Genomic DNA, 12813 nt, shown 5'->3' with positions numbered 1-12813 from the left:
TTTTATCCCTCCAAAATTGCCGAAAGCTCAAACCAACGTTCTGTTTTTTCTTCTATCGTATCTGAAATTTCTTTTAGCTCAATGGACAATTTTGCTATTTCTTCACCATTTAAATTAAGGTCGGTAAATTTATTTTGTACTAGTGCCTTTTGTTCTTCCAATTTTTGGATTTCTTTCTCTAGTCTACTATGTTCTTTTTGTTCTGAATAGGATAGTTTTTGGGTTGTGTCCTTCTCTTTCCAATGGGTCTTTTCAATTTTCTCCTGACCATTGTTTTTGGCTTCACGCTCTGCTTGGACTTTACTGTTTTCATAGGCTCTGTAGTCTGAATAGTTCCCCGGAAAATCCTCAATGGTGCCCTCTCCCTTAAAAATGAACAAGTGGTCCACTATTTTATCCATAAAGTAGCGGTCGTGGGATACCACCATTAAACACCCCGGAAAATCCAACAGAAAGCTTTCCAGAACGTTCAAAGTAACAATATCCAAATCGTTTGTGGGTTCGTCCAAAATAAGAAAATTGGGGTTTTGAATCAGTACTGTGCATAAATACAGCCGCTTGCGTTCCCCGCCACTTAGTTTTTCTACAAAGTCGTACTGTTTCTTTCTATCAAACAGGAAACGTTCCAATAATTGTTGCGCAGAAATTTGCTTTCCTTTTTTTAGCGGAATGTAATCCCCAAATTCGCGGATTACATCAATGACCTTCTGTCCTTCTTTTGCAGAAATTCCTTTTTGGGTGTAATAGCCAAACTTTAATGTATCTCCAACAACAACTTTACCTCCGTCCACTTCCTCTTTTTGGGTAATGATGTTCAAGAAGGTGGATTTCCCCGTTCCATTCTGGCCGATTATCCCAACACGCTCCCCTTTGGTAAAATTGTAATCGAATTTTTCCAAAATCACTTTGTCGCCAAACGATTTGGAAATATTGTGAAGTTCCAAAATCTTACTTCCCAAGCGTTCCATGTTCAGTTCTAACTGTACTTGGTGCTCGACCCTTCTTTGATGGGCTTTGTGTTTTATTTCCTTAAAATCGTCAATTCTGGACTTGGATTTGGTGGTTCGCGCTTTGGGCTGCCTGCGCATCCAATCCAATTCTTTTTTAAAGAGTAGTTTGGATTTATGTTGTTCCACAGCTTCTCGCTCCATACGCGCCTCTTTTTCGCGCAAGTAATACGAATAGTTTCCTTTGTAATTGTACAACTGATTGTTGTCCAGTTCTATAATCTCATTGCACACACGCTCTAGAAAGTAACGGTCGTGCGTTACCATAAAAAGTGTGATGTTCTCTTTGGTAAAATACGCTTCGAGCCATTCTATCATTTCTAAATCCAAATGGTTCGTAGGCTCATCAAGAATGAGTAGGTCAGGCTTATTCAGTAATACGTTGGCCAAGGCCAAACGTTTTTTTTGTCCTCCTGAAAGCTTGCTTACTTTTAAATTGAGTTGATTTAGGTGAAGTTTGAAAAGAATCTGCTTGTACTGTGTTTCAAAGTCCCAGGCATTTAGCCTTTCCATAGCCTCGAACGCTTTTTGATAGGCTTCGGCATCATCTGGATTTTGTACGGCACTTTCGTAATTGGCTATGACCTTTAAAATTTCATTATCCGTTACAAAAATTGTTTCTTCAATGGTTAAGTTAGGATTCAAATCGGGTTCCTGTTCTAAAAAAGCGATTTTGATTCCTTTTCTGGTAGTTACCTGTCCGGTTTCTGAAGTGTCCTTACCTGAAATGATGTTTAATATCGACGTCTTTCCACTACCGTTTTTAGCGATTAAGGCAATTTTCTGGTCTTTATTTATTCCGAAGGAGATATCCGAAAAAAGAACCAGTTCACCATAAGATTTGGATATGTTCTCTACCGTTAGCAGATTCATGTGATGATTTTAGGGTGTCAAGTTACAGCTTTGAAAATTTAAGGAGATACCCATACCGTAAGGCCAAGGTCAAAAGTATGGGAATCAGTACTGGTGAAAATAACTGAACCCTTACAATCCATAGAATTACCAATATTCCAAACAATGCAAGAGCTGACCATAGGTATTTTGGCAGCCACTTTGGTAATGTACTTTTCCCTGTAAAAACAAAAGCAACTATTAGATTAAATGGGAGTGCCCATAGCACATTAAAATTGTTTGGAGTAGAGGTATGGTCTGTGGCAAGCCAGAGTAAAAGCATCAAAGTCCCAATAAGTCCCGTTATCAAAAAAAGAGAAAAATCCAACCAAAGACTTCGTGTTCGGTGCTTATTATCTAGATAGGTCACAACCCCGGTAAATAATAGCAATAGTGTAAACCAAAATATTGGGGATGCAGGAAAGAATCCATTTCTGGTTCGCTCTTCATAGTCCAGGACACTGCGTTCCCTTTTTAATAATGGTTTTCCATCTTTTGTGGTATTCCGTATCTGTTCCATGGCGTAGTAGGGCAGAAACATATGCTCTTGTGTGGTTGCTTTGCGATCGACTACGGAGCCAAAGGCCAGATCAATCCCAAACATATCCCAAGAATTTAGATTTAGATGTTGGCGCACCAATTCCCTGAACGTATATTTTTTCTCTAAATGTGAATCTTTGAAAACGATGGCATCACCATACTGCTGTACTAAAATATCCCCGGTAATACTGGAACAGTTGTTCAATAAAGGATCGTATAAATAGTCCCTATTTTCAGGTAAAAAATTATTTTCAAAAAAAACAAGCAGTTTTCTACGTTCTTCAAGTGTTAAGTCCAAAATTTGTTCTTTTACCCATCTTTTTTCGAGTTCATACTCGTAAAGAAAAATGTCAAAAGTTCTTCTAGAAAGCGAATAGATCAATTTTCCTTTTACAAAATTTAGATAAAAATTGGGCCTGTCAAAGTCAAAAGTACCGTAGTTGTATACGACGTCTATTCCTAGATTTGGGTCTTGTACACGAAACGCGCTATGGCCAAACGCATAATAAAGTTCGTCGCCAGCAGCGCATGTGAGTAGACTTATCGTGGATTTTTCGGTAAGGGTAGGAACTTGCGAAAACAATTTTTTCCCTACCAAAAACAGCACCAACAAAAAGAAGATCCTTTGCTTCATTCTTAAATTTATCAGCACAAATATCAGAATAAATACTACATGGTAGAATTTGAAAATTCAACACTTTGTTTTTTAGCTTATTTTTACTTGACAATCGAGATTTAAATGCTTCGATGCTTGCATTGAAATCTATGTTGAATTTCCTTTTAATGCCTTGCGGACTTGTCCCGAGGTTGTTTACAAAAATCTGGCCGTATGAAACAATACATTCCCAATTTTATCACCTTGCTCAATCTTTTTAGTGGTTGTGTAGCTGCGGTTTATGCCGTTCTCAACCACCTAGAACTAGCGGCGCTCTTTGTTTCTCTTGGGATTCTTTTTGATTTTTTTGATGGTTTGGCCGCCAGGGTTTTAAATGTACAGAGCGAAGTTGGAATTCAGTTGGATTCTTTGGCGGATATGGTCACAAGCGGATTGGTTCCTGGAATCGTAATGTTTCAGTTATTGCAAATGTCGGAGACTGGTGGATGGAATTTAGGATTTATGGGCCATGAAACTGATATGACAGCACTTCCTTTCGTCGGGTTTATTATTACGCTGGGTTCGGCATATCGCTTGGCAAAATTCAACATAGATGAAAATCAGGTTTCTTCTTTCATTGGCCTGCCCACTCCAGCAAATGCCCTTTTAATTCTATCCTTGCCCTTGATTTTGCTCTATCACAATAATAATGTACTCAATACTATTATTTTAAACGAGTGGTTTTTGATAGGCCTCACTTGTTTGAGTGCTTTTTTGCTTAATTCCAAGATTGAACTCTTTGCTTTAAAGTTCAAGAACTGGAGTTTTAGGGATAATGCCGTTCGGTACCTTTTTTTGATAGGTAGTTTGGTTTTATTGTTTACGTTACGGTTTTTGGCAATACCTATTATTATTTTCCTATACATTGCCACTTCATTTTTATCAAAGAAAGATTAACAGATTTTGTTTTAAGAAGAAAACCCTCATGGCTATTTTTGCGTAAGTAGTGGAAATACAAAATGTACTAGTATGAAAAGAGGGATTTTTATGTTTTTTTTGGCAACACTTTTAATAGTTTTTTCTTCACATGAGCTGTTTTTAAAGTCAGATGCTTACTTTTTAGATTCAGGACAAGCCAGTGAGCTGTACCTCTTCAACGGGACATTTGATAAGAGCGAAAATACGATTACAAGAGATAGAATTTCCGATGCAAGAATTATAGGTCCTGATTACGAAATGAATGTTAACGAAGAGGATTATTATGACAAGGAAAATATCACGTATCTCAAGTTTACTTCAGGTGGCGAAGGCACCTATGCCGCTGGGATATCTACCTTGCCCAGAATGATAGAATTGGATGCTGATAAATTTAATGAATACCTTGATCATGAAGGTTTGGAAGATGTCATCGAACAACGAAAAAAAGAAGGCTCTTTTAGCTCGGGAGCAAGGGAGAAGTATTCTAAACATGTAAAGATGCTTTTTCAGGTCGGTGAGGAAAGAACAAGCCATTTTAATACTGTTCATGGTTTTCCGATAGAATTTGTTCCACTTGAGAATCCATATGAGGCTAAGGCAGGAGAAAGTATATCGTTCAAACTTTTAAGTGGGGGAGAACCATTGACCAATCATACGGTGCACTATAGTACTTCGGTACCCGGAAAAGATGCCCACGAAAGTGAAAACTCCACTAAGACAGATAACAATGGAATCGTGAAAATGACACCTACCCAAGCCGGTAAATGGTATGTGGCAACCATACATATGGTTAAAAGCGATGAAAAAGGTGTTGATTATGAATCTAACTGGACTACGTTGACCTTTGCAGTGAAGTAAGGATTTAAAAATCTAATTTTTTCTTACGAAGTTCAAAGTTTTGGCCAAGGTAAACTTTACGTACCATTTCATCTTTTGCCAAATCTTCTGGAATTCCAGCTTTTAAGATACCTCCTTCAAACATTAGGTAGGAACGTTCGGTTATGGCCAAGGTTTCTTGAACGTTATGGTCAGTAATCAAAATACCTATGTTTTTGTTTTTAAGTTGCGCTACGATACGTTGAATATCTTCAACAGCTACGGGGTCCACACCTGCAAACGGTTCATCCAGGAGTATGAACTTTGGGTCGGTGGCAAGTGCGCGGGCAATTTCTGTGCGTCTTCGCTCACCACCAGACAACAAATCACCTCTATTTTTACGAATATGCCCTAGGCCAAACTCATCGATTAGGGATTCCATTTTCATGTGCTGTTCCTTCTTGCTCAACTTGGTAAGTTGCAGCACACTAAGAATATTTTTTTCTATACTCAACTTACGAAAAACAGAAGCTTCTTGGGCCAGGTACCCAATACCGTTTTGGGCTCTTTTGTACATGGGGAAATTAGTAATCTCCATGTCATCCAAATAAATATTACCACCATTGGGCTTAATGAGTCCAACGATCATATAGAAGGAAGTGGTTTTGCCAGCACCGTTAGGTCCTAATAGACCAACAATTTCACCTTGGTTTACCTCAAGGGAAATTCCTTTTACCACTTTTCGGCCACGGTAGGCCTTCATTATATTATCAGCTCTTAATTTCATACGAACTTGCCAAAACTAAACATATTCTTTTTCTGGATAAGGCTCGTTGGGATTTTTTTAAGCATCGTTTTCTTCCAATGCCTCCCAAAACTCATATGCCCTTCGCAAATGGGGTACTACTATTGTGCCACCGACCAAAGTTGCGATTCCCAAAGTTTCCATAACCTCTTCTTTGGTTGCTCCCTCTTTTTTGGAACTTTCTAAATGATATTTTACACAATCATCACAGCGAAGGACAGCAGAGGCCACAAGGCCTAATAGTTCCTTTGTTTTTACATCTAGAGCACCCGCCATATATGCATTGGTGTCTAGATTAAAAATACGTTTGATGAGTTTGTTGTTTTCAGCCAATAGCTGATCGTTCATTTTGGCACGATATGCATTGAACTCTTCTACTTTATTTTGCATTTCTTTTAGCTCTTTTAGCTTCGTTTTTTACAACAACTTTAGAAATATATATACTTATCTGGTATAAAATTAGAACGGGAACTGAAACTACTATTTGACTGGCAACATCTGGCGGTGTTATTACTGCAGATAGGATAAGCACCACAACTAGTGCTATTTTCCTATATTTTCTCAGAATTTCTGGAGTTACCAAACCAACTTTGGTCAAAAAATAAATAATTATTGGTAATTCAAACATGATTCCGCAGGCTATAACGGATGCTCTTACCGTAGCAATAAAAGAGCCTATATCAATTTCATTGAGCACCTCTTTACTTACTTGGTATGTACCCAAAAAATTGATGGATAAGGGTGCCACAACATAGTAACCAAATAGCACGCCCATAAAAAAAAGTGCTGAAGCCACTAAAATAAAGCCCCTGGAATGTTTGCGTTCATTTTTATGAAGCCCAGGACTGATAAAGCGCCATAATTCCCATAAAACATAGGGGAATGCAGTAATAAAACCAGCCCAGATAGAGGTCCATATATGGGCAGAAAATTGCCCCGCCATAGTTCTATTCTGAATGGTAAAGGGTAAGGTATCAGCGCAGAATTCAGAGTCTATTCCAAAAAAAGTAGCTATTTCACAAAAGAACTTATACGTAGGAAAATCCATTTTTTTAGGTCCAAAAATGACCGTATCAAAAATGAAATCTTTCATAACAAATGCCCCACATGCAATGATGACAATTGCCAATACGGATCTTATCAAATGCCATCGCAATTCTTCCAAATGGTCTAGGAAGGACATCTCATCTGGGTTGTTCGCCACTTTTGCCATTATAAAATTCCTTCGTTTATAAGGTTATGAAGATGAACTACCCCTGCATACGTATCACCATCAAAGGCCAAAAGTTGTGAAATGCCTTGGGATTGTAATATTTTAAGTGCTTCGACTGCAAGCGTATCTACATCTACCGATTTTGGGTTGGATGTCATGATGTCCTTGGCCCTGAGCCCCCGGATATCATCATACCTGCTAAGCATTCTTCGGATATCACCATCTGTAACGATGCCGACCAAAGTTCCTTCCTTGATTACAGCAGTTACGCCCAACATTTTTTCGGAAATTTCAACAATGACTTCTTTTACACTTGAATCGATATCCACTTGGGGCTTTTGATTGTTTACAACAATATCAGCTACCCTTAAGTATAGTTTTTTGCCCAACGCTCCTCCCGGATGATACTTTGCAAAGTCTGCACTACTAAATCCTCTAAGCTCCAAAAGGCTAATGGCTAGCGCATCGCCCATAGCCAATTGTGCCGACGTGCTCGTTGTAGGAGCAAGGTTATTGGGACATGCCTCTTTTTCAACAAAGGTGCTAAGCGCAAAATCTGCCTGTTTTGCCAATAGCGAATCCATATTCCCAGTAATGCCTATTAATTTATTCTTTGCAATTTTAATCAGTGGGAGCAATGCCTTTATTTCTGGAGTATTTCCGCTTTTAGAAATACAGATAACCACATCGTTTTCCTGTATGGTTCCCAAATCCCCATGAATGGCGTCTGCAGCATGCATAAATATAGCAGGCGTGCCCGTAGAGTTCAAAGTTGCCACAATTTTTGAAGCTATTATAGCACTTTTTCCAACTCCAGATACAACTACCCTTCCTTTGGAATCTAAAATATGCTGCACGGCATAAGCAAATTGTTCATCTAAAAGATTGACCAAATTTTGTATGGCCTTGCTTTCGGTTTCTAGGGTTCTTTTCGCGATGGATAAAATAGACTGAGTGTCGTTCAAGGTAATAAAAGGTAATAAAAAGATTATCTAATTGTATTCCTAAAAGAATATCTTATATTTAAGATTACAAAACTAAACAAACTATCTTTTACAACCGTTTTTAAAGCACAGAATGCTTCTTACTTTAAATTAATATTTAAAATTATGAACGTTAACGACCTATTAATTTGGTTGTTTGGTATAAATTGAAAATAGGGAAATGGGTCTTACAAATACCGATTTGCACGCTTCACTTAAAAAATATTTTGGTTTTTCACAGTTTAAGGGGCTACAAGAAAAAGTAATACAAAACATACTTGAAGATAAAGACACGTTTGTGATAATGCCCACAGGTGGGGGTAAATCTTTATGTTATCAACTACCTGCAATCATGAAAGAAGGTACTTCGATAGTAGTATCACCTTTAATTGCTTTGATGAAGAACCAAGTAGATGCTATACGCGGTGTTTCTGAACATAGGGGTATTGCACACGTACTTAACTCCTCTTTGACAAAAACGGAAATAAAACAGGTAAAAGAAGATGTGAAAAACGGGATCACAAAATTACTTTATGTAGCTCCCGAATCGCTGACAAAGGAAGAGAATATAGAATTTTTAAAAGCTGTTCCTCTTTCTTTTGTTGCTGTAGATGAAGCACATTGTATCTCTGAATGGGGTCACGATTTCAGACCGGAATACCGTAATCTAAAAAGTATTATAAGCCGTTTGGGCGATAATATACCAATTATTGGACTCACGGCAACAGCAACACCCAAGGTACAGGAAGATATTATTAAAAACTTGGGCATGACAGATGCCAAAGTATTCAAGGCATCCTTTAATAGACCAAATTTATTTTACGAAGTACGTCCCAAAACTCAGAATGTGGACGCAGATATTATTCGTTTTGTAAAACAAAATCAAGGCAAATCAGGTATCATTTATTGTTTGAGCAGAAAACGGGTCGAAGAATTGGCTCAGGTTTTACAAGTGAACGGAGTCAGCGCAGTGCCTTACCATGCCGGTTTTGATGCCAAAACACGTTCCAAATACCAAGATATGTTCCTTATGGAAGATGTTGATGTTGTTGTAGCCACGATAGCCTTTGGAATGGGAATAGATAAGCCGGATGTTCGATTTGTAATCCATCACGATATTCCAAAAAGCATAGAAAGTTACTACCAAGAAACTGGAAGGGCAGGTAGAGATGGTGGAGAAGGCCATTGCTTGGCTTTTTACTCCTACAAGGATGTAGAAAAGCTAGAAAAGTTTATGTCTGGAAAGCCAGTAGCGGAACAGGAAATAGGCAATGCTTTATTACAGGAAATTGTAGCTTATGCCGAAACATCTATGTCCCGCAGAAAATTTATCCTGCATTATTTTGGAGAAGATTTTGATGCGGAAAATGGCGAAGGTGCCAATATGGACGATAACACCAGAAATCCAAAGCAAAAAGAAGAGGCGAAAGAAACGGTGGTCAAACTCTTGGATGTTGTTCAAAAAACCAACGAAAAGTATAAAACAAAGGAAATCGTAAAGGTTTTGGTTGGAAAAGTAAACGCAATGATTTCTTCGCACAAAACAGATGAAAAAGACTTCTTTGGAATAGGTAAAGAAAATGATGAGCCTTATTGGATGGCTTTGGTTCGACAGGTTTTGGTCGCTGGTTTTCTCAAGAAAGAAATCGAACAATATGGAATCTTGCATTTGACGAAATCTGGAGAGGATTTTCTTAAAAAACCTACTTCGTTTTTAATGACGAAAGACCACGTATATAGTGAAGAAAATAACGATGCAATAATTACTGCGGGCAAGTCGGCCGGTGCCGGTGCAGATGCCAACCTCCTCAGATTATTGAAAGACCTGCGTAAAGCGGAAGCCAAAAAGATGGGAGTGCCACCATTTGTAGTATTTCAGGATCCCTCTCTTGATGACATGGCCCTAAAGTATCCAATATGCAACGAAGAGCTTTTGACCATACATGGAGTAGGGGAAGGAAAGGCCAAAAAATATGGTAAACCCTTTACTGAGCTTATTTCCAATTACGTTGAAGAAAATGATATTATAAGACCAGATGATTTAGTGGTTAAGAGTACCGGTGCAAATTCTGCTTTAAAATTATATGTGATTCAGAATGTGGACAGGAAGTTGCCTTTGGACGATATCGCTTCTGCAAAAGGATTGGAACTACCAGAACTCATTAAAGAAATGGAACACATTGTCTTTAGTGGTACCAAACTTAATATCGAGTATTGGATAGATGAAATCTTGGACGAAGACCAACAAGAAGAAATCCATGAGTACTTTTTAGAAGCAGAATCAGATTCCATTTCCCAAGCCATAGATGAATTTGATGGTGATTATGAAGACGAAGAACTGCGTCTCTATCGCCTTAAATTTATCAGTGAGGTGGCCAATTAATAGGTATAGTCCAATCCCTCGGTACCTGCGATCACTGCTATTATAAATCCAAAATATAAAATAACCAACAAAAGATAGACTGCGGATATTGCCAGGCCTACATACGATAATATCTTGCCTGTTTTTATATTGCTGTAATCCGTATAATTTTCTGGATTTTGAAGATAGAGTTCTTTGGCGGTTTTGGCCTTGACCAAACCTACAATACTAAATATTGCTCCAAACGGACCACAACAAAACAAAGTGCCAACAATGGAAAGGATTCCCATTGTTAGCACTGTGCTTGCTCCTGGTAAAGGTTGTTGACTCATGTTTTATCGTTAACCGCCGTACTGTTCTAGCAATTGTTCTTGCATTTCTTGTATCCCTTCCAATCCTAATGTGCTGAACAGGAATATCGTGTATCCTAAATAGAGTACATTTAACACTATACCTATAATTGCTAATATCTTACCTGTTTTTACATTGTTGAATCCTTCATAATTTTCAGGGTTTTCCATGTAAAGAGCTGTTGCTTTTTTAGCCAATACCACGGCTATTATTCCAAAAATCAAACCTATTATTCCGTAACAGCAACAGGTTACAATCGAAATGATTCCGAAGACCAATATTAGTGTTGAATTGGGTAGTTTTTGTTTTTCCATAATTTAAACTTTAGTTTATAAAATTGTTCATTTTTACAATATAACTGACTACAATGGTTATCCCGGTAAGCAGCATCAAGAATAACTTGATTTGATAACCGTACTTGATTTTAAAAAAGGTATTTGAAATCAAAAAAAGAAGGAGTATTAGGATGAAATAAATGGCCGGATACATTTTAAATGCAGCTAAAAACTCTCCATGTAGCAATAAATCCAAAGATCGTTGTACACCACAGCCAGGGCATTCCACGCCAAATAACTGCTTATTTAGGCATGGCAGCATAAATTCCCTAGTATCCAATGATACCAGCATAGGTTGTTGATGCATAACAATCATTACTGTCGAGAAAAATACTACTATTTTTGCGATTGTTAAAGTTTTCTAATTTTTTTTAGATATAAATATACGTGGCAGTCTTTAAGATAGGTGATCAGGTCGAAGTTTTAGATGAAGACATATCCGGTAAGATAAGTGGTATTGAAGGCGCGCGAGTGACTATAATTACTACAGATGGCTTTCCAATGGAATATTCCATGAAGGAATTGGTTAAGATCAGTGATGATATCCGAGTTACTGGGTACGAGGTCGAAAAAATAAAAAAAGAAAAAGAACTTCCAAAGAAAAGGTTTGGTAGGCTTGCTAAGCAAAAAGAAAGAAATTTGCCTAAAATGGAGGTTGATCTCCATATTAATCAATTAGTAAGGTCTGCCAAAGGACTTACAAACTTTGATATGCTTAATCTACAGTTAGAAACTGCAAAAAGGCAATTGGATTTCGCCATAAAAAAACGCATTCAAAAAGTCGTTTTTATTCATGGTGTAGGAGAGGGTATTCTAAAAGAAGAGCTACATTATCTCTTCAACAGATATGACAATTTAAAATTCTACGATGCCGATTACCAAAAATATGGCTTGGGAGCTACCGAAGTTTATATTTTTCAAAACAGTTAGCTGCTCGTAGTCGTGAACGTCCCAAAAACATAAGGCTCCTCTTCAAAAGTACCAGCATTTGCCTCGTTCAAATCCTGAAGGGTAAAATCGGAAAGCGAAATAGTGTGCGTGTACGTAATCACACCTTCGGTATTTGGCTCTGATGCTGTTGTCGTTACGGATACTGTCCCTTCTGTCGTGGAAAATTCATTTTCAAGATCTGTTGCTGCAACCCCAGCACAAACGCTATCTGCTGTTACCGACGCTAAGGCTGTACCATTTTTGAATATGATGCTCTCGGACAAGGTTGCCTCCCTAGGGGTATCACCAGTTTCAGAATTGGCCAAAAGACTGGTAGGGATGGTCAAAGTAAGATATTCATCATTTAAAATCTTGGTCAGTACCGTATTTTCACCTGTATCTTCACAAGAATTGATGGTAATAGCCTCAAAATTTGCAAAAATCTGTGCAACACTACTATCTTCGGTTGTAGTATACTCGCCAAAATCTATACCTGTCTGATCGGTCAAACTCTCACCTTTACTATTAACCAAAGTGACTTCTAAAATTCTGATTTCATGATTGTATACCTTGGAGGTTCGTGATACTGTGTCGAGTGTACTTATAATCTGAACAGTCCCGCCCGTAGCACCTATTTCTTCTATCACGGTAGGCGTTGAAGGAGGAATCTCATCACAAAAATAGGCTTGGGTAACATCGTCCGAGAAAAGACGGTACGTTAAATCTGATTGTGTGGGTATACTGCTAAGAATGGGATCATCGGATGGGGCATTCTCAATAATATTTGCTTGTAGGTCCAATATCAATGTTTCGTCATTATTGATTTTAAAGAGTAAAGTGGTCTCCGTATCTTCTTGGCCTTCATCACAAAATTGGATAGAACCTTCATCAAAATCAAGCGACTCTATTTGTAAATCTCCATCGCCACAAGAATATAGCGAACATAAAAATAGGATTGGGAGGAAAATATTTCTCATGTGCCAAATTTAAAGGAATTCCATTTTAAT

General features: G+C 38.0%; 14 protein-coding genes. 4 read left to right on the top strand and 10 right to left on the bottom strand.

What is annotated here, in order from left to right; all coding sequences use genetic code 11:
* Positions 1 to 2: 2 nt before the first annotated feature.
* Both KIM67_RS03815 and KIM67_RS03810 read right to left on the bottom strand, forming a co-directional pair.
* Positions 3 to 1880: an ABC-F family ATP-binding cassette domain-containing protein gene (locus KIM67_RS03815; protein ID WP_213830036.1), complete on the bottom strand. Its 1878-nt coding sequence runs from the start codon at positions 1878 to 1880 to the stop codon at positions 3 to 5.
* 22 nt (positions 1881 to 1902) lie between these two features.
* A complete protein-coding gene (locus tag KIM67_RS03810; protein ID WP_213830035.1) occupies positions 1903 to 3072 on the bottom strand; it encodes a DUF4105 domain-containing protein in 1170 nt (389 codons plus the stop codon).
* Positions 3073 to 3267: 195 nt separating this feature from the next.
* Between KIM67_RS03810 and KIM67_RS03805 the strand changes: the two genes are divergently transcribed.
* On the top strand, positions 3268 to 3990 hold the full coding sequence (locus KIM67_RS03805; protein WP_213830034.1) for a phosphatidylcholine/phosphatidylserine synthase: 723 nt from the start codon (positions 3268 to 3270) through the stop codon (positions 3988 to 3990).
* A 72-nt stretch (positions 3991 to 4062) separates the two neighbouring features.
* Entirely contained in the window at positions 4063 to 4869 is an 807-nt protein-coding gene (locus tag KIM67_RS03800) for a DUF4198 domain-containing protein (protein WP_213830033.1), read from the top strand.
* Between the two features lie 4 nt (positions 4870 to 4873).
* Here the strand turns inward: KIM67_RS03800 and lptB are convergent, their stop codons facing one another.
* Genes lptB through KIM67_RS03780 form a run of 4 tightly spaced genes read right to left on the bottom strand, consistent with a single transcriptional unit; the run spans position 4874 to position 7810 of the window.
* Complete coding sequence (gene lptB, locus KIM67_RS03795; RefSeq protein ID WP_213830032.1) at positions 4874 to 5614, bottom strand: LPS export ABC transporter ATP-binding protein; 741 nt, start codon at positions 5612 to 5614, stop codon at positions 4874 to 4876.
* Positions 5615 to 5671: 57 nt separating this feature from the next.
* Entirely contained in the window at positions 5672 to 6022 is a 351-nt protein-coding gene (locus tag KIM67_RS03790; RefSeq protein WP_213830031.1) for a carboxymuconolactone decarboxylase family protein, read from the bottom strand.
* Complete coding sequence (tatC, locus tag KIM67_RS03785) at positions 6012 to 6845, bottom strand: twin-arginine translocase subunit TatC (protein WP_213830030.1); 834 nt, start codon at positions 6843 to 6845, stop codon at positions 6012 to 6014. Before tatC ends, KIM67_RS03790 begins: the two co-directional genes overlap by 11 nt.
* The gene (locus KIM67_RS03780) at positions 6845 to 7810 is read right to left on the bottom strand and encodes an SIS domain-containing protein (protein WP_213830029.1); all 966 of its coding nucleotides are present in this window, start codon (positions 7808 to 7810) and stop codon (positions 6845 to 6847) included. Before KIM67_RS03780 ends, tatC begins: the two co-directional genes overlap by 1 nt.
* Positions 7811 to 8009: 199 nt before the next feature.
* On the opposite strand from KIM67_RS03780, the gene recQ reads away from it, so the two are divergent.
* Positions 8010 to 10211 (top strand): DNA helicase RecQ, encoded by a 2202-nt coding sequence (gene recQ / locus KIM67_RS03775; protein ID WP_213830028.1) that lies wholly within the window; start codon positions 8010 to 8012, stop codon positions 10209 to 10211.
* Here recQ and KIM67_RS03770 read toward each other — a convergent pair.
* The 3 genes from KIM67_RS03770 to KIM67_RS03760 are packed head-to-tail and all read right to left on the bottom strand — an operon-like array spanning position 10208 to position 11168.
* Complete coding sequence (locus KIM67_RS03770; RefSeq protein WP_213830027.1) at positions 10208 to 10522, bottom strand: CCC motif membrane protein; 315 nt, start codon at positions 10520 to 10522, stop codon at positions 10208 to 10210. The genes recQ and KIM67_RS03770 overlap by 4 nt on opposite strands.
* Positions 10523 to 10531: 9 nt before the next feature.
* Positions 10532 to 10855, bottom strand: coding sequence for a CCC motif membrane protein (locus KIM67_RS03765; RefSeq protein ID WP_213830026.1), 324 nt, complete (start codon positions 10853 to 10855; stop codon positions 10532 to 10534).
* Positions 10856 to 10865: 10 nt separating this feature from the next.
* Positions 10866 to 11168 (bottom strand): DUF2752 domain-containing protein, encoded by a 303-nt coding sequence (locus tag KIM67_RS03760; protein ID WP_250149136.1) that lies wholly within the window; start codon positions 11166 to 11168, stop codon positions 10866 to 10868.
* A gap of 95 nt (positions 11169 to 11263) precedes the next feature.
* On the opposite strand from KIM67_RS03760, the gene KIM67_RS03755 reads away from it, so the two are divergent.
* A complete protein-coding gene (locus KIM67_RS03755) occupies positions 11264 to 11806 on the top strand; it encodes a Smr/MutS family protein (RefSeq protein WP_213830025.1) in 543 nt (180 codons plus the stop codon).
* On the opposite strand, the gene KIM67_RS03750 is transcribed toward KIM67_RS03755, so the two are convergent.
* On the bottom strand, positions 11803 to 12783 hold the full coding sequence (locus KIM67_RS03750) for a hypothetical protein (protein ID WP_213830024.1): 981 nt from the start codon (positions 12781 to 12783) through the stop codon (positions 11803 to 11805). The genes KIM67_RS03755 and KIM67_RS03750 overlap by 4 nt on opposite strands.
* Positions 12784 to 12813 lie beyond the last annotated feature (30 nt).

This window comes from Flagellimonas sp. 389 (genome assembly GCF_018449435.1).
Lineage (GTDB): Bacteria > Bacteroidota > Bacteroidia > Flavobacteriales > Flavobacteriaceae > Flagellimonas.
This window is presented reverse-complemented; position numbering and strand designations above follow the sequence as displayed.

Excerpts from the sequence above, each read along its gene's own strand:
- KIM67_RS03815 (WP_213830036.1), bottom strand. The coding sequence starts at position 1,880 with ATGAATCTGCTAACGGTAGAGAACATATCCAAATCTTATGGTGAACTG.
- KIM67_RS03810 (WP_213830035.1), bottom strand. The coding sequence starts at position 3,072 with ATGAAGCAAAGGATCTTCTTTTTGTTGGTGCTGTTTTTGGTAGGGAAA.
- KIM67_RS03805 (WP_213830034.1), top strand. The coding sequence starts at position 3,268 with ATGAAACAATACATTCCCAATTTTATCACCTTGCTCAATCTTTTTAGT.
- KIM67_RS03800 (WP_213830033.1), top strand. The coding sequence starts at position 4,063 with ATGAAAAGAGGGATTTTTATGTTTTTTTTGGCAACACTTTTAATAGTT.
- lptB (WP_213830032.1), bottom strand. The coding sequence starts at position 5,614 with ATGAAATTAAGAGCTGATAATATAATGAAGGCCTACCGTGGCCGAAAA.
- KIM67_RS03790 (WP_213830031.1), bottom strand. The coding sequence starts at position 6,022 with ATGCAAAATAAAGTAGAAGAGTTCAATGCATATCGTGCCAAAATGAAC.
- tatC (WP_213830030.1), bottom strand. The coding sequence starts at position 6,845 with ATGGCAAAAGTGGCGAACAACCCAGATGAGATGTCCTTCCTAGACCAT.
- recQ (WP_213830028.1), top strand. The coding sequence starts at position 8,010 with ATGGGTCTTACAAATACCGATTTGCACGCTTCACTTAAAAAATATTTT.
- KIM67_RS03770 (WP_213830027.1), bottom strand. The coding sequence starts at position 10,522 with ATGAGTCAACAACCTTTACCAGGAGCAAGCACAGTGCTAACAATGGGA.
- KIM67_RS03765 (WP_213830026.1), bottom strand. The coding sequence starts at position 10,855 with ATGGAAAAACAAAAACTACCCAATTCAACACTAATATTGGTCTTCGGA.
- KIM67_RS03760 (WP_250149136.1), bottom strand. The coding sequence starts at position 11,168 with ATGCTGGTATCATTGGATACTAGGGAATTTATGCTGCCATGCCTAAAT.
- KIM67_RS03750 (WP_213830024.1), bottom strand. The coding sequence starts at position 12,783 with ATGAGAAATATTTTCCTCCCAATCCTATTTTTATGTTCGCTATATTCT.